The organism is Kurthia senegalensis (assembly GCF_000285595.1).
Classification (GTDB): Bacteria; Bacillota; Bacilli; order Bacillales_A; family Planococcaceae; genus Kurthia; species Kurthia senegalensis.
Genome location: NZ_HE611064.1, coordinates 25,818 through 42,914, shown reverse-complemented (window position 1 = coordinate 42,914; position 17,097 = coordinate 25,818). Strand labels below are relative to the sequence as shown.

General features: G+C 37.0%; 20 protein-coding genes and 1 pseudogene. 1 reads left to right on the top strand and 20 read right to left on the bottom strand.

From position 1 onward, the window contains the following. Positions 1-2: 2 nt before the first annotated feature. From KSHG_RS00520 to KSHG_RS15730, 18 genes and pseudogenes are all read right to left on the bottom strand, one after another. A complete protein-coding gene (locus KSHG_RS00520; RefSeq protein ID WP_042231281.1) occupies positions 3-932 on the bottom strand; it encodes a DUF294 nucleotidyltransferase-like domain-containing protein in 930 nt (309 codons plus the stop codon). 65 nt (positions 933-997) lie between these two features. After that, on the bottom strand, positions 998-2,314 hold the full coding sequence (locus KSHG_RS00515; protein ID WP_010300291.1) for an ammonium transporter: 1,317 nt from the start codon (positions 2,312-2,314) through the stop codon (positions 998-1,000). Positions 2,315-2,733: 419 nt separating this feature from the next. After that, complete coding sequence (locus KSHG_RS00510) at positions 2,734-3,414, bottom strand: hypothetical protein (protein WP_010300289.1); 681 nt, start codon at positions 3,412-3,414, stop codon at positions 2,734-2,736. Between the two features lie 492 nt (positions 3,415-3,906). Next, positions 3,907-4,914 (bottom strand): CAP domain-containing protein, encoded by a 1,008-nt coding sequence (locus KSHG_RS00500; protein ID WP_010300286.1) that lies wholly within the window; start codon positions 4,912-4,914, stop codon positions 3,907-3,909. A 112-nt stretch (positions 4,915-5,026) separates the two neighbouring features. Then, positions 5,027-5,413 carry a class I adenylate-forming enzyme family protein gene (locus KSHG_RS18620; protein ID WP_328285313.1) on the bottom strand — a complete coding sequence of 129 codons (387 nt, stop codon included), beginning with the start codon at positions 5,411-5,413 and terminating at the stop codon, positions 5,027-5,029. Between the two features lie 87 nt (positions 5,414-5,500). After that, a pseudogene (locus KSHG_RS18615) lies at positions 5,501-6,519 on the bottom strand (class I adenylate-forming enzyme family protein); the annotation flags it as partial. 313 nt (positions 6,520-6,832) lie between these two features. Next, a complete protein-coding gene (locus KSHG_RS00485) occupies positions 6,833-7,012 on the bottom strand; it encodes a hypothetical protein (RefSeq protein ID WP_026022465.1) in 180 nt (59 codons plus the stop codon). A 42-nt stretch (positions 7,013-7,054) separates the two neighbouring features. Then, positions 7,055-8,173: a hypothetical protein gene (locus KSHG_RS00480; protein WP_010300277.1), complete on the bottom strand. Its 1,119-nt coding sequence runs from the start codon at positions 8,171-8,173 to the stop codon at positions 7,055-7,057. 12 nt (positions 8,174-8,185) lie between these two features. Beyond that, a complete protein-coding gene (locus KSHG_RS00475; RefSeq protein WP_010300274.1) occupies positions 8,186-9,472 on the bottom strand; it encodes an SPFH domain-containing protein in 1,287 nt (428 codons plus the stop codon). Positions 9,473-9,617: 145 nt separating this feature from the next. After that, positions 9,618-9,860, bottom strand: coding sequence for a hypothetical protein (locus KSHG_RS00470; protein ID WP_010300272.1), 243 nt, complete (start codon positions 9,858-9,860; stop codon positions 9,618-9,620). Positions 9,861-9,890: 30 nt separating this feature from the next. Beyond that, the gene (locus KSHG_RS00465; protein ID WP_010300270.1) at positions 9,891-10,499 is read right to left on the bottom strand and encodes an RraA family protein; all 609 of its coding nucleotides are present in this window, start codon (positions 10,497-10,499) and stop codon (positions 9,891-9,893) included. A 120-nt stretch (positions 10,500-10,619) separates the two neighbouring features. Continuing rightward, positions 10,620-11,279: a hypothetical protein gene (locus tag KSHG_RS00460; protein ID WP_010300268.1), complete on the bottom strand. Its 660-nt coding sequence runs from the start codon at positions 11,277-11,279 to the stop codon at positions 10,620-10,622. A 229-nt stretch (positions 11,280-11,508) separates the two neighbouring features. Then, positions 11,509-12,381 carry a DUF1835 domain-containing protein gene (locus KSHG_RS00450; RefSeq protein ID WP_010300265.1) on the bottom strand — a complete coding sequence of 291 codons (873 nt, stop codon included), beginning with the start codon at positions 12,379-12,381 and terminating at the stop codon, positions 11,509-11,511. 203 nt (positions 12,382-12,584) lie between these two features. Further along, complete coding sequence (locus tag KSHG_RS00445) at positions 12,585-13,325, bottom strand: amino acid ABC transporter ATP-binding protein (RefSeq protein ID WP_010300263.1); 741 nt, start codon at positions 13,323-13,325, stop codon at positions 12,585-12,587. Positions 13,326-13,339: 14 nt separating this feature from the next. After that, entirely contained in the window at positions 13,340-13,999 is a 660-nt protein-coding gene (locus tag KSHG_RS00440) for an amino acid ABC transporter permease (RefSeq protein ID WP_026022464.1), read from the bottom strand. A gap of 141 nt (positions 14,000-14,140) precedes the next feature. After that, positions 14,141-14,917 (bottom strand): amino acid ABC transporter substrate-binding protein, encoded by a 777-nt coding sequence (locus tag KSHG_RS00435; RefSeq protein WP_010300257.1) that lies wholly within the window; start codon positions 14,915-14,917, stop codon positions 14,141-14,143. Positions 14,918-15,040: 123 nt separating this feature from the next. Further along, entirely contained in the window at positions 15,041-15,427 is a 387-nt protein-coding gene (locus KSHG_RS17280) for a hypothetical protein (protein ID WP_010300252.1), read from the bottom strand. A gap of 38 nt (positions 15,428-15,465) precedes the next feature. Next, entirely contained in the window at positions 15,466-15,687 is a 222-nt protein-coding gene (locus tag KSHG_RS15730; protein ID WP_010300249.1) for a hypothetical protein, read from the bottom strand. A gap of 144 nt (positions 15,688-15,831) precedes the next feature. On the opposite strand from KSHG_RS15730, the gene KSHG_RS00420 reads away from it, so the two are divergent. Then, a complete protein-coding gene (locus KSHG_RS00420) occupies positions 15,832-16,059 on the top strand; it encodes a hypothetical protein (protein ID WP_010300246.1) in 228 nt (75 codons plus the stop codon). 114 nt (positions 16,060-16,173) lie between these two features. Here KSHG_RS00420 and KSHG_RS00415 read toward each other — a convergent pair whose 3' ends face one another. Beyond that, positions 16,174-16,467 carry a hypothetical protein gene (locus KSHG_RS00415; protein ID WP_010300244.1) on the bottom strand — a complete coding sequence of 98 codons (294 nt, stop codon included), beginning with the start codon at positions 16,465-16,467 and terminating at the stop codon, positions 16,174-16,176. A gap of 132 nt (positions 16,468-16,599) precedes the next feature. Beyond that, a complete protein-coding gene (locus KSHG_RS00410) occupies positions 16,600-17,064 on the bottom strand; it encodes a hypothetical protein (protein ID WP_010300240.1) in 465 nt (154 codons plus the stop codon). Between the last annotated feature and the right edge of the window lie 33 nt (positions 17,065-17,097).

The window sequence follows — 17,097 nt, the reverse complement described above, 5'->3', positions numbered from 1 at the left end:
CTTTACGAAAAACGCTTCATAAGATTGTTATGAATTTTACGTATATTTTTTAAGATATTCTTCAAATTTTTACGACGTGATGGTGTTAGTTGGTCCAACGATATAAAATGACGTTCTGTCTCGTGTTCTTTTCTACTATATAAAAAGCGTAATGTTAACAACTGTTCAAATTGAATGGCAGCCCCTTTTAAAATAGGTTCTTGTTGCTGTAATTTTACAATACGTTCTAACGTAGACGTTTCTTTCACACCGTTATGAAGAGCGAGTATACGCACACAATTCACATACGGTACAAATGCTGTATATTTTAAATCCAACGCCCCTTGATGCGCCCCGTAACGTTCTGTTAAAAGTTGACCGAAAGGCCCTAAAGAAGGTTTAATATGCATCATATTTTCAACGAATCGATGCATTAAATACGGGTTATCTTTCGTTAATACGATTATTTTATCTTTTAAAATTTCCATACATTGTGTCTTTCCATAAAGGACACGTGCATCAAAGAAGATTTGTGCATAGCGTACATCTGCCCATTCTGCTGAATGGAGCCAGCGTCCAATTTGATCATGCCAATCCGTTAAAGATTGGTTCCACATCGTATTAGACGTCATAATTCCCCCTTTACAATACACATAGCCTGCTGCTGCTAAATTGTTTGAGAACCGTATGCCAAACTCTAAAAAATAAGCGTGCTCTTCCGGATTTTCAAAAATCAATCCATGATCTTGATCACTAAAAAAACCTTGTTCTCTTCGACCGCCGCTGCCCGTAATAAACAAAGAAAATTCACAAGGCGGAGCTGCATCCATTTGTTGTAACGTCACATCAATTACATGTTTCATCTGCGCATCATGGTAGTCATTCAACTGTTGAATTGACTGACATTTTCCCCAAAAAACTTCTTTCGATACGCTAACATAATTCGTATTCAATATATCACTTCCTTTACGAAAAAGAGGCATCCAAAAGGATACCTCTTTATTCGTTTATAGTTGTATTATACGGATTTTGGTTCACTCGGTATATCGTCTTTTTTGTCATTTTTCGTAAATGTCGTTTCACCAGACATATGTTCCGGATACCCATAGCTACCGTGTTCTGAAATATCAAGACCCATAATTTCTTCCTCTTCACTCACACGAATACCACCCATGACTTTTTTCATAGCCCAAAGAATACCAAACGCGACAACGAATGCGTACACACCACAAACAGCGACGCCCATAAATTGTACCCATAACTGTTCTAAACCACCACCGTAGAAAAGTCCTGCTTGTCCTACACCCGTTGATTCAGCTAAAGCACCTGTTGCGAAGAAGCCTGTCGACAACGTACCCCATACACCTGGAATACCGTGTACAGATACAGCGAAAATGGGATCATCAATTTGTTTTGCTTCTAAGAAACGTGCTGCATAAAATGTAATGACGCCTGCGATAAACCCAATGATAACCGATGCCCAAACGTCAACGAATGCACAAGAAGCTGTAATAGCAACAAGCCCCGCTAACATCCCATTTAAAATCGTTGGGATATCAGATTTACCAAGTACGACCCATGAAATAAATGTAGCTGCGACGGCTCCAGCTGATGCAGCTAATACGGTATTAAGTGCGACATAGCCAAAAAATGCACCGTCTACCGCGACTGTTGAACCCGCATTAAATCCTAACCATCCAACGAATAAAATGAGTACAGCTAATGCCGAATACACTTGGTTATGCCCTGCAAATTTATTCGCAGAACCATCTTTATTAAACTTACCGATACGCGGTTTTAATAAAATAGTTGCGGCTAACGCTGCCATCGCTCCGGTTAAATGGACGACTGTCGAACCAGCAAAGTCTTGTTTACCATGTTCTGCTAACCAACCGCCCCCCCAAATCCAATGAGCAATGACTGGATAAACTAAAATACCGAAAAGAATCGTAAAAATAACGTATGCAGAAAATTTCGCTCGTTCTGCAAAACCACCTAATGCAATCGTTACGGCGATTCCTGCAAAAGCTAATTGGAAAACGAAAAATACAGTTGCCGCTAATCCATCACCTTCTGTCAATTCTCCACCGTAAAAGAAGTTTGTCATACCTGTAAAGAAATTCGCATTTCCACCAAAAATGAATGCATAACCAACTGCCCAAAAAACGAGTGATGAAAGTCCGAAAGTGAAAATTGTTTTACCCGCAACGTGCCCCGCATTTTTCATACGAAGTGATCCTGCTTCTAATAAAATAAATCCTGCAATCATAAAAATAACTAAAATAGCTGCGACCATCGTCCAAAGACTGTTCATCAAGTACATTACTTCATCCATATACATCTCCCTTTCGATATGTCAGGAAATCTAATTAATCAATGTAATGTTTCCTAACATTTGTTCATACTCCTATTTTACGTTTTCAAACAAAAGAGTCAATCGTTTTTTGAATATTTTATCTATTTTATTCGCATTTTTCTATTATTTTATGCTATTTATGCTAAAAATAGAATGATATTATACATATAATCGAATATTAAAAGCGTTTTCATCTCTATCTAGCATGAAATAAATCTACTTTTGATGTAAATAATTCTAACATCCAATTAATTACAATTTAAAAATTAAAATACCGATTATTCAGAATGTTCTTTATTTTATTCCAAAAAAGAGGGAGAAGAGAAATCAAAAAAACATCGTACAAAAATACGATGTTTTAAAAATAAAGAAATGAATAGCATGAAATACGCTACTATTTATAATTTTTGCTCCCGTTTATATTGATCGATTCTTTTTTGAGAAGCCCGAATCGATTTTGTCGCACACGTTTGACATAAATATTGGTATTCTGCACGATGAAGATGTTTTTGCTTCGTCGGAATGGAAAAAGTCGTTTCTTCTGGCGGTACGATGGCACTACAACGATGACAATAATGCTTCGTTTTTGAAGTCGTTGCCATAATTGTTTCATACAAATACAAACCATCTCTTGCGATAATATTCATCGAAATGTGTTCTCGAATATAAATCGCATCTTTTCTCATTTGTGCCGCAATATTTGTCGCTTGGTCAATCGTCATATGTCGTAGATGCGTCTGATCCAAAATAAAATCATCCGAATAGCTCGGTCCATCTACTTGCTTTAAAATAAACTCTGACGTTTTTCTTCTTTGTGTCACGATACACGATGCACACATATTTTGACGATGAAAATGACCATCTTCTTCCGAAATCGCTAAAAATACACTCATCGGTGCCATATATGGAATCGCTTCTTTACACGTAGAGCAATGCTGTTGCTTACGCGCTGCAATGACACGCATTTTCCCCCATGCTGGCTGAAAATCATCAAATAGTTGTTCATCTTTATTTTTCAATATGTACTGCGTATTGACCATTAATTCTCTTGCTTCACGTTGTGCTTGTATTACATCCATCCATTATCCCACCCATACAGTTACTTTAGACCTTTTTATTTCTTTGGATGATAGTTTAAAAAGACTATTTATTTTTATTGTATCATAGTTTGAATACGTGTTAAAACGATTAAGCAAATAAAAAGAGCTCAACTTTATGAAGTTGAACGGAACGGACCTAAAAATCTGAGACAACATAAAAAGAAAAAGACACTTTCGAGGGTATAAAATCTTTGGAGGTGTTTTTTGATGAAAAAAACAAGTATATTCATACGAAACAAAATTGGCAAAGTTAAACCACCTTTCTCCAGTACAATATCGGAAAAAGATGGTTTAATAAGAATTTGACGGCGACTCCTAGGGGAAAAGCATAAGCAGAAGACCTCAGCAGTGAGCTTGCGAACGAGGAGGCCTCTGCCATGCCCCAGGAAAGCGTCCGTCACATTCTGCTTAAAAGAAGTGTCTTTTTCACTGTTTCACTTTCGTGGTTCAGTTCCAACTCTTTAGCTATTTTTAGTTTGTCATCGGCGTATAAAAATTAATCGTATAATACGGTTTATTTTCGGTATCGTATGCAATACCGACTCCGACATGTGTTGCTTCTTTTCTTAAAATATTTTCTCGATGGCCTAAACTATTCATCAAGCCTTCATGTGCGAAAATCGTACTAACTTGTCCGTACGCTAAATTTTCCGCATACAATCGCTCGTTCGTGTATCCCGCTGCCTTCATACGATCTTGCGGTTGAGAGCCGTTAAATCCTGTATGAGAAAAATAATGTTTGTCTGCCATTTCTTGACTGTGCGCACGCGTTTCTTCTGTTAACCCTTTATCATAAATAAGTGGCTGTAACCCTGCCGCTACACGACTTTGGTTCATTAATAACACCATAAGTTTCTCTTCCCCATTACGCCATGCATCACTCGGTGTTACGTAATATTGTTTTTTAGTATTTTCAAGGGAAACAGCAACGTATTTCACAGCGCGTACTTTAGAGTCATTGTGCAAATCAATAAAATACCAAATATAATAGCCATCTCGTTTATAGATGAGTTGCTCTTTTGCATCTTCATCCGCAAAGCGATAATTTGTAATGCCTAGTTGCATACTCGTTAAAGGCGTTCCCCATTTACTTTTCACTTGCTCCGCTGTCGTTTCTCCAATAGTAATACCTAAAAGTTTTCTACCTTTCCCTGTAGCATAACCTGCTTGTTCATCTTCTAACTTCAACGTAAAGTTCGTGTATTGGTCATGTGAAACGACCCAATCTGCATCGTATTCACTCGGAAGTGTCGTTACTTTTTTAACGGTGTCTACTTTAATTTTTTCAGGGGTCGCCGTATCTTCTTTGTAAGAATCAATAGTCGTCTCCACACTTTCAACTAAACTTTCCCCATCACTTTTCGCTTTTTGCAAGATGCTTTTTGTCTCTTGCATAAAATCCGGATACGTTGTCGTAATGTACCGATAGCCTAATGTGACAATTAAAATCATGATGAGTAGTTTAAAAATCGTTTTCACGTATGATTGTCACTCCTTTTATCTCGTTCATTTCATTTATTCATTTCATTTATTTTACTACATCTTTCAACTAAACGAAAAAAGCTACGAAAAGTTTCGTAGCTTTTTACCTTTATTTCATAATGCGTTCTTTTAAATGGTCTTTTAATAATTTTCCAGACGTACTTCGTGGTAATTCGTCGATAAACACGAAGCGTTTCGGAATTTTATAACTTGCCATTCTCTCTTTACAATATGCGATTAATTCCTCTTCCGTTAGAGGACTGCCTTCTACCGGCACGACGGTAACGACAACCATTTCCCCCCATAAAGGATCTGGTACACCCATAATGACGAGATCCTTCACTTTCGGATGTTCATTTAACAGCTGTTCGATTTCTACGACGTGAATCGTTTCGCCACCTGAAATAATCGTATTATCTTTTCGTCCGACGATAGAAATATACCCTTCTTCATCCGCTATAGCGAGATCACCCGTAAATAGCCAACCATTTTTCATCATCGTAAATGTCGCAGCTGGATCATTATAATATTCCGTCATCATCGCTGGACTTTTAATCATAACTTCTCCCTGCTCACCCGGAGCTACTTCTTCCATATAATCATTGACGATACGTACAGCTGTCAAAGGCATCGGCTTACCTGTCTTTCCTTTTTTCGTTGCCTGAACGGATGGTAAAAGGACAAGTCCCGTCGGACCGCTTTCTGTCGTGCCATACGCATTGAAAAATTTAACGGTCGGAAATGTATCCATCATTTTTTCTAAAAGCGGTATAGGCATAGGTGCTGCTCCGTAACACATGACTTTCATCGACGGCATCTGCATATCGGCTGTCTTTTTCTCTGTCAAAGCCACGTACATGGATGGAACACCGAAAAAGTGTGTAACACGTTCTTGTTGCATCCATGTTAAAATTTCATCTGCATCAAAGCTTTCTTGAATGCATATTTTTCCACCTACGACAGCCGCCATCAGAACGATTGCGTTGAGTGCTAAACCATGACATAATGGAACGCTTACCGCATAACAATCTCCACGAGTCATTAAACTTATTCGCTCGTATATGACCGCTCCGTCCATTACTTGACTATGTGTAAATAAAGCACCCTTTGGATGACCTGTGTGCCTTGTGTGTATAATAATTCTGCATAGTCTGACGCTTGTAGATGCGTACCATTCGCTTTTATTGAATCTGTTCGTAGTACCTTTAACGGTTCCATATGCTCTCGTTCAACGTCCCCACGATGAATGATTAAGCGAAGCGGCTTCGTCAATTGCTCATTTGCTTTTTGCATTATGTCTACATACTCTTCTTCACATATTGCCCCCATAATATGTGCATTTTCTAATATGTGTATAACTTCCGGTAATGCCGACCGATAGTGAATGGGTACGAGTACCGCCCCAATTTTCCAAATCGCATAGCTCAAGATAACAAAATGATCCGAATTACGTAAATAGACGGCAAAGTGATCCCCTTTTCTTACACCGCGGTCCATTAACCCTTTAGCATAACGATTCGCTTCTTCATCGAGTTGTTTCCACGTATAGATTTTCCCATTAAACTCTAAACTTTCTTCGTTTGGTATGCGTAAAGCATTCATCTCTAAAGCTGTAATTGTATTCATACCCATCCCCCTAATAAACGTAAAATACTAATTAAAACACGAATATAACTATTATTTTACACAATTTTGTAAAAGATTGGAACAGAAACATACGCTCGTTCTCTTAATACACTTTAAAAAAACGTCCTTTCCATCGAGCGTTGTTTCCTAATTCTATCTAGTTAAACGTATTCATTGTCTAAACAGGAGCTGTTTCTTTGTCGAGATAATTTGTTTGAAAAAGCGTAATAAAGAGGAGAAAACAAAAAAACAGCTTATTCTTTTTGAGAATAAGCTGTTCACATACTAATTATTTTTTCTTCTTATCAAAAGTAAAGTAAACTTGAGCTACGCCAATTGCTAACAATGCTGCTGCCGTTAAATGCATGATTTGATTCGCCTCTGTCGTTAGATGATCAAATGAAATAATTGTTAGAACGAGCCCCATTATCGCTAAAATCGAAAAGAAAATACGTTTAAACAAAATCAAAGGGATAACTCCTTTTCACAGTTTCTTCTATTGTATCAAAGTTCAAGAATTTTGCGTGTACATATACAATAAAATGAAGACGATTGTCGCTAAAATTACCGCAATTGTCACACGTAATGGCGAAATAGGTGCTTTCCCTCCGACTTTGCCGGTTTGTCCATTCACCATAAACTGAAAGACATTGTCTTTATATCGAAAAGAAGACAACCACATCGGTAACATTAAATATTTATACGTAATTTGATCGTGCGTCGTTGAAAAATGTAAATTCATCACGTGCGTCGCACCGTGTCTCCTTCGAATTTGGCTCGAAATTTCGGACGATAACATTTGATGAATTTGATTTTGTGCAATCGTCCATCCTTCATCTAAACCGATACTGTAGCGTTCTGCTAAAAATCCCGATAAATAATCGGGTTTGTACGCTTTGTTGTCCGTCGTTTGAAATGGTTCAACTTTTTGTAAAAGCGACCGATCATAGCGCGTAGAAGCTAAAACGAGCTCATCATCAACGAATCGCTGGAAAATGCCCGATGTTGGGAACCAATTCGTCTCCACGCGCGTATTTCCTTCTCGGTCTTTCACGACCCGATCAATACCGTACATCGCTTGGTAATGAGACACCGTATGAGAATCAAATGTCCAGTACGGTATATACACTCCTTGAAAAGATTCGGGTTTAGCTGATTTCTTTGCGGCACTCGGGGTAAAAAGTTTTCCTTTAATCCATCGTTGAAAATTTTCACCCGCTTGCTTTTCTGTAATTTGAAACGTACAAACGCCATTCGGAGCAAGTGTATCTACGGTTGCAGCTTCCATTACTTGATTAGAACCACAATACGGGCACGTATCTGCTACTTGCAGTGCATCATAAATCAATTCTGCCCCACATTCTTCACAAATGACCGTTTTCTTATCGACACCCCAATTGTAGCTTTCTCGTTTTTCAGCGGCTGAAAAATCCATTTCTTGTGCTGTTCGTTGATCTTCTACATCTGGTTCAGCAATCTCTGTTTCGTAGCCGCAGTACGGGCAAATTAATTTACCCGAAGAAGGGTCAAATTGAATAGAAGCACTACACATCGGACACTCAGTATCAAAATCCACCTTTACTTGATTTTGAGTTTCTTCCTGTTCCGCAACTCGTTGTCGTTCATTCATCCGACTCGCCTCCTATTGTTCAAAGGCTTGCCCACACTCCGGACAAAATTTAGGTATTTGACTCCCAACGACTTCATACCCACAATTTGAACACGTTGTCGCTGTTGGTTTCGCTTTGCCACAATCCGAACAAAACTTCCCTTCATTTTCTTTACCGCATGAGCATTGCCACGTTACTTTTTCAGGTTTTTGTTTCCCACAGTTCGAACAGAATTTACCTGTATTACGTGTGCCACATGAACAGGCCCAACCGGTGTCTTTCGATGCTTGTTCTTCATTTTTTTGTTGATTTTGAGCACCCATCTTATACAAATCACCCGCGTTTACACCGCCAGCATTTTGTGCCATACCCATTCCCATAAAGCCACCGATTGCACCGTTTTCATTTTTCGCTGCGTTCATCATCGCATCTGCTTGCGCACCTGTAATTTGTGCCGCACCCATCGATGGATCACGAAAAGCGGCATTACGTTGAAGTTGTTTAATCATTTGTTCATCTTCTTCAGATGCCTTCATCGTACTCACACCGATTGTTCCTACTTGAATACCACGTGTTTGTTGCCATTTATCTGATAATACTTTATTCAAAGCATTTGCTAATTCAATCGTATGTGCAGGTACTTCACTATAACGAACACCGAGAGCTGAAATTTGAGCAAAAGCTGGTTGTAAAGCCGTCATAAACTCCGATTTTAATTGTCCATCGATTGTATCACGTGTAAATTCATTTTCAACATTTCCCGTTACGTTCGTATAAAATAATAAAGGGTTCGTAATACGATATGAGTATTCTCCGTGAGAGCGAATTGAAATATCGATATCTAATCCGACATTTCGGTCGACTACACGAAATGGAATCGGTGCAGGTGTTCCATATTTATTGCCAATAATCTCTTTCGTGTTAAAGAAATAAATACGTTGGTCCTTCGCTGGTTCTCCACCAAATGTAAAACGCTTCCCGATTTGTTTAAACGTTTCTTTTAAATTATCCATGAAATTTCCATCGTAAAAAATAGAAGGCTCTGTAGACGTATCATAAATAAATTCGCCCGATTCTTGACAAAGTTCTACGACTTTCCCTTGTTCGACGATCATCATACATTGCCCATCATTTACCGCAATAATCGAACCATTTGAAATAATATTTTCGTTTCCTTTATTCGTACCACGTTTCGTTTGACGGCGTACCCCTTTTTTAACGAGTACGTCCGATGTTAATCCTTCACAATAAAAATAATCACGATATTGGTCTTCTAATACCCCTTTTGTCGCTTCAATACCAGCTTTAATTAAGCCCATAAAACCCCTCCTAAACATTTTCTTATTAAAATTTTATCATCTAACAATGACCTATGCCAATTTAAACCATATCGAATTAAAACCAATCTATACGCATTAAAAAAGCGGTGAAACGAATTCGTCTCACCGCTTCTGAAAGAGTTCTCTACGCACTCATTCCAATTAAAAATAAAAGAAAACTATAAATTAAAAGAAGACCATTTAAAAGTCCTCCGACAATTATATATATCCCTTTTTTTGATTTAATCGCTAACGTAAGCCCGACAATTGTTAAGGGAATAAACATAAGGCCAAAAAGTAGGCTATTAACACGTACACCACTTAATAAAAATAAGCTGATAACTAAAAGTAATCCGATCGTTACCGAAATGATTCCTTGACGATTCATTGCATACACCTCAAAAGTAAGTATATCGGTTTAAAATTTACTTGTCACTTCTCGCAAGTGTGCTTGGATCGTTTCAGTCGTTTTTAACACCGTTTGCTCACGAAGTGTATCTTTTTCCATTTTCTCTTTTGCATCTAGCATCACTTCGTCTACAATCATCGCTGGTACGACGACAACCCCATCGGCATCCCCGACAATTAAATCGCCTGGATGAATGGTCGTCTTTTCAATCGTTAATGGTACGTTCACTTGACCACCGCCATTTTTCACACCAGCAGCAGTCGTTGTACCCGTCACAAATATAGGGAAATCGAGATTTTTAGCAGCTTCCACATCACGAATTGCCCCGTAAACAACAACACCCGCGAGCCCTAATTTTTGCATCATAGATAAGACAAAATCTCCTGCAATAGCACGTGTCGTATCATTTTGAATATCAACAACGAGAACGTCGCCTGGAGAAGCCACGAGCATCGCTTCCATTACAGCTCCATTTTCATAAATAGGCAGTTTTACAGTAACTGCTTTCCCAATCAATCGATAATGGGCAGCTAGTGGTTTAATCGATGCCGGTAAATGATTTTTTCCTTTCAACGCATCACTAATTGCCGTTGTCGGCAACTGTTCGATTGCTTTCATTATTCGTCATTCCCTTCTCCTTCTATTTCTCTTACTAAAATAAAATGAATTAACAGAAAAGTCAAACTTTTTATAAAGGAAATAAAAAAAGGACATGAATAATTATTCATGTCCTTTTTATTAATTAAAACGTTTTCGAGAAGGTTTTTTCGATGGCCACTCACGTAACGCTCTTTCTTTTAATGCTAATTGTTGTACACGGTACAAGCCTTTCGCTTTCGCAATTGAAGCATCCATTTCTTCAATGTATTTCGCTTGATCCCATTGTTCGTAAGCAATAAAGGCTTCAATTGAATGCTTCATCCATTGTTCGGTTTGTGGAATTTCACGTGCCAATCCGTACTTGCCCATTAAAATCTCACATTGTGCTTGATTGTAACGTTTTAACGGACTTTTTTTCATACCACCTACGATAGATTTTGCTTCCGTTAAGTTGTTTTCAAGCAATGCTTTTTTAAAAAGAAAGTCTGCAACTGTATCTTTACTTTTTTTGTTTTTGCGTAAAACACGTTCGATTTCATCGAGTTGGTCTTCTTTCGTTCCATTCATAACAGCCATATTGTACTGGAACATCGGATCTGATTTTTGCATGCGCATAAGACGCATAATTAATTTCGTATTTTTACTAGACGTAATGACATAAGAATAACCTGCAACTAATACGACCGCTACAACAGCAAAGAAACCGACCGCATATTGTGTTGGTACACCTAAGTAAATAGCGAGCATCCCTAAAGAAATTGACACTAAGTAAAATACGAGTAAAACGATAATACTCATTAATTAAGTCCCCTGTTCTAAACGTATATAAATTTCTTTTTTATCATATCAATAAACACGTATTCGGACAATGGATAACGTGTGACAAATACAATGACTCGCACTTCATTGTTTCTCCATAAATCTCTATGAATGCTACGATTGGATAGAATCTTCTTTCGGTTGTTCGTAACGAATTTCACAAATAGCGATATCATCTTTATCTCCTTGAGCAGAAAGAATGTTTTTTTCAATCAACATGCGTAACCGGAATTCTAAAAAAGGCATCTCCTGTATAATCTGTTAAAGAACCGTACACTTCCCCGAGTACGAGACCGGCAGAAACGAAATCGTCTTGTTGCATCGTTTGAACCGTTTCAATAATAAAGGCATCTAAACTATCGACTTCATAAATTTGAACATCTTCGCCATCTTTTAAGCGCAATAAACTGTCACTTTCTAACCAATGATTTCCTTGTTCTTTTAACGTTTCCACTTCTTCCTCTGACAACGCTTCAATTGAAAGTTTATTCATCTCACTTAATAGTTCGGGCGTCACTTCACCTGTTGTTCTAGGGAATCCTGGAATATCATGTTGTTCGATTTGACGATACGCTTCGTACGTATTAATCCATTTAACCGTTTGAACATTCCCTAAAGTTGCTAAAACAATTGCTGCCCCAATTCGTTCCGCTGCATTCGGACAAACCCATAACACAACTTCTTGTTCCGGTGTAATACGTCGCAAATCTCGAAATGACTGCATCATATGACGCTTCATTTTCTTAAACTCATTGTACGGATCCGTTAAGTTTTCTTTAAACCAATGAAAGCGTGCCTCCATTCCTTTCCACGTATTTACTTCACGAATAGGTCCCATTGAAAGGACATCTGGAAAGGCGATGACATGCTCATCAATTGCTTGCTTTAAACTTTGTGAAGCTGTTCGTCCAAAAACGATATGTACAGTTTTCGTATGCAAAATTTGTTGGTGCTTTAAATGATCTTCAAACCACAACTCATCTGTCTCATCCAACTCCGAAAATAAATCTAGTAATAAATTTTTCGCTTGCATTTCTGAAAGCTCGTCAATTTTTTGTTTCATCAATTGTGATTTTTCCATATTTAGAGCCTCCTTCTTCATATTTATATTGTACAACACACGTTTTATAGAAATAAATGCTTTTTTTATAGAATTTTTTCATCGTATGTTAGAAAAAAGTCCATCTAATTCAATACGATTGTTATTCATTCGAATGAAACGGATTCAATAAAATAAAAATTTCTCGTAAAATACGTTTACGAGAAATTTTTGGACGTCGTTTATTATTTTAAATTTTTTGCTAAAAACGCTTTTGTACGTTCGTGTTGAGGATTGCCAAATAGTTCTTCTGGCGTTCCAGCTTCCACGATTTCTCCGCCGTCCATAAAGACGACTTTATTCGCAACGCTGCGCGCAAAGCCCATTTCATGCGTTACGACGATCATCGTCATATGTTCTTCAGCTAATTCTTTCATAACACTTAATACTTCACCCGTTAATTCTGGGTCAAGTGCCGACGTCGGTTCATCAAATAGTAAAATATCCGGGTTCATCATTAAAGCACGTGCAATTGCTACACGTTGTTGTTGCCCACCCGATAAGCTTTTCGGATACGCATTTTCTTTCGATGATAATCCTACTTTCATTAATAAATCTTTCGTATGAGCTTCTACATCTTCTTTTACACCTAGCATTTTAGGCGCTAATTGTAAGTTTCCTTTTACCGTTAAGTGCGGGAATAAGTTGAATTGTTGAAACACCATACCCATTTTTGATGTTACGCGTTTAATAGTGTCTACTTTTTTATACACACCGTTTTCAACAAACGCTTCGCCATCTATTGAAATGGTTCCCCCGTTAATTTCTTCAAGGTGAATTAAGCTACGTAACATCGTACTTTTACCTGAACCAGAAGGTCCAATAATGGCAATGACGTCATTTTTTTCAACTTGGAATGTAATGTCTGTTAACACTTCATTGTCGCCGAATGATTTTTTTAAATGTTGTACATCAATAATTGGCATTTGTAGACCTCCTTCTATTCAAATCTAAAACGTTTTTCTAACCACTTGAAGAAAATCGTTAAAATAATCGTCATAATTAAGTAAATAACACCTGCAATGAAGTAAGGCATGATTGAGAAATCACGGTTTACTGCTGTTTCAGCAAAGTGAAGTAATTCTGGAACAGCTACAGCATAAAGTAATGCTGTATCTTTAATTAGTGTAATTGATTCATTTGCTACTGAAGGCAATGCAACACGGAACATTTGAGGTAAAATGATTTTTCTAGTCGTTTGACTTTTCGATAATCCTAATACTTTTGCCGCTTCATATTGCCCTTTATCAATTGATAATAAGCCACCACGGAAAATCTCTGCAAAATAGGCTGCATAATTCAAAATAAACCCTAAGCACGCTGCTGTAAAACGATCAATAACTAAATATTCTCCGATTCCTGGAATCATTGGTAAACCAAAACAAATAATTAATAATTGAAGTAATAGAGGCGTACCACGCATAATCGTAATGTAAATCGTTGCTAGCCATGATAGGGGCTTGATTTTACTATTCACTGCTAATGTTAATAAAAAGCCTAGTGGAACAGATACAATTATGGCGATTAAAAATAATAAAATAGTCATTTTTGCTCCATCGAGCATCGGTAAAATGACGGATGACCAATAATCTGCCATCATAAATCCTCCTTTTAAGACGTTGTTTCTTTTACTTCCAAAATCGGACGCATTTATTCATTATAACGGATACAAAAAGAAATGGAAGAGTTCCCAATGACAATGTTGGAAACTCTTCCGCTTTTGAAGTGAAGTAGTGATTATTTAATCGATTACTTTATTTTCGCCAAACCATTTTTTAGAAATTTCAGCTGAAGTGCCATCTTTCATCATGGCATCTAAAGCTTTTTGTAATTTTGTTTGTAACGCTTCATTTCCTTTTTTAATTCCGACACCATATTCTTCCGGTGCTAACTTTTCGTCCATAACTTTAAACGTATTTTTTTGTTGCGTCATGTAATAATCAATCACTACTTCATCAATCACTACCGCATCGACACGTTTCGCTTTTAAATCATTTAACGCTAATACGTTGTCTTTGAATTCCGAAACATTTTTCACTTTTTTACTAATGTCGCTCGCATTGAATGCTTCAAGAGCTGAAGATTGTGCTTGTACACCCATTTTTTTATCCGTTAAATCATTGAATGTCGTTAAGTTAGAATCTTTCAATGTCACGATGACTTGTGCATTTTTTAAATACGGTTTCGTAAATAACACTTTTTCTTGGCGTTCTTTCGTAATTGTGTAACCATTCCAAATGAGATCAATACGTCCACTCGCAAGTTCTGATTCTTTCGTTGACCAATCAATCGGTTGGAATGTCACTTCTACGCCCATTTCTTTCGCAGCTGCTTTTGCCATATCAATATCAAAACCGACAACTTCATTTTTATCATCTCTAAAACCAAGTGGGGCGAATTTATCGTCAATCCCAATAACTAATTCTTTTTTATCGCTGGCATCTTCTTTTGATCCGCAAGCTGCTAATACAGCCATTACACCAACTAATAGTACTAATAATGAAAATATACGTTTCATACTAAAAATCCTCCTCGATTGCTAACTATTCTCTGTTTTTAAATACTTTCGTCTGCTAAATCACTAATGTACTAAAATATTATCATGGAGTTTTTAGTGTGTCAACTATATTTATTTAAAAATCTATTCTTTTTGTTGTCCTCTTTCATTCAAACCTTTTTGATTGTATCCTTGTCGATCAAATCCGTGTTGATCGTACCCTTTTTTCGAAAAACCTTCCGTATCAAGAGGTGTTCCATTACGGTGCATGCCGAAAGCATTAAATCCTTTTTCATCGAATGGTCCATTTAAACGTCCACTTGGAGGTAGAATACGATGGCGATTATACACATTTTGTGTTTTCTCCGCTTGTTTTTTTAAATGAACTAACTTTTGCTCTAATAATGAAGGAGGATTGTTTGATAACGTTTCATTACTCAACGCGACATCTTGTTGTAATTTTTCTACAATGACAAGTTTTTGTTGAATCGATTGAGCAAGTGGCTGATTCGGTATTTTGTGTTTCTTCACTTCCTCCTCTGCGAGATGTATTACAACACGTTTATTTTTCATAGACGATTTGTGTCTTTTTTTGTTCTTTTGCGTTTTTTTATTTTTTTATTAGAAGCAAGTATTTGACGCGTCTCATTATGACGATTAAGTCCTCGTGCATCGAATCCTTCATAATCGTACTTCGTTCCATTTAAATGATAGCCTTCCGCATCAAATCCACTTGTATTATACGTATTCCGTATGCTTCTTTTTTCTCGTAATTTATTAAAATAATCCATTTTAGCACCTCCTATACTTTCTACTCTATATATCGCTAATTTTTCACGTTATTCAAGAAACTTTCATTTCGATATTTCTTTTTATTTCTGAATATGTTAAATTAATCTTTGTGTCTTTTTATATGAACGGAGAGGAAGTTTCAGATGGAAGCAATGGATTGCATTCAATATTATTTAATTTTAAAAGAACAATTATTTTATGATCACTTTGCTTCATACACTGAAGACGAAGAACTCGCTTATGCTTTTACGAACTTACAGCAAGCTGAAAAGAAAGCAGCATCTTTACATGCACAAGTCGTCGAACGAATCGTCACATACACTGAACTTGAGCAATTGACGGAATTCGAGCCTATCATGCTAGCATTTTAAGCATGATACTAAAACAGATTAGCGTACTATACTAGTCTAATAAAAAAGGCACTGTCAGATGACAGTGCCTTTTTTACTTGAAGTATGAAACAATATGTCTCAGCCTCTTTTCATTTATTGCAATACATCATTATAAAGCGGTGCAATATGCTCGATAAATTTGTCCGCATCTGCTTGTGTTGCAAGTGTTAATGAAATACTAAATCCTTTTTCAACGAGATTTCCTTCAATATGATGTTCAACCATTTTTTCTTTCAATCCATCCATTGTAAGTATATTAAAGTGTTTAAAAATGCTGACGTCTAATAAATCAAATGGTTGGCGATCTTTCGTTACAGCATAAATCTTCGTTACTTCGCCTGTATTTTTATTCGTTAATATGTTGCTTACTTGATATTTATTTTCCATGTTCACGCATCCTTCTTTTAGCAATTCATCTTTATGATGCCATATGGCACTTCCTTTTGTAAATAAATTTCAAAATGAATGAATACGTACTAAAAAGAAGTTGTTTAAAAACCAACTTCTTTTTTATATCATTTATTGAATTTTTACTTTATAGCTGTACTCGGCTGTACCTTCAAATTTATTTTCGCCCGATCCATCCCAAGTTGCTTCAATCGTATAATAGTAAATCCCTTTTTCTTTCGGAGCGATGAATAAAGTCGAATCCATTTTTTGTTCACCTTTTTTACCTTTTTCTGTCACCCATGAAAGTTTAGCGGCAGATGGTTTGTCATCTGAATCTACTTTAAAACTAACAGCTGTTTCCATCGTTACAGGAATTGCTTCTGCTTTTTTCAATGCTTCTTGTGGTGTTTTGTCTGCTTCTTCACACGTCTTCTCGCCATCTACTGTCCAGCAGTAATCACCGATAACTGCTTTCTCTTTATGATTTGTCGTTAACATCTCACCTTTTGGAGGCTGTGTCAGATCTTCTCCACAACCTGCTAATAAAAGTGCTGACATAGCAAACGTCATCATACCCCATTTTAATGATTTCATTTCATTCTCTCCTTCAACATATAACTATTCTTC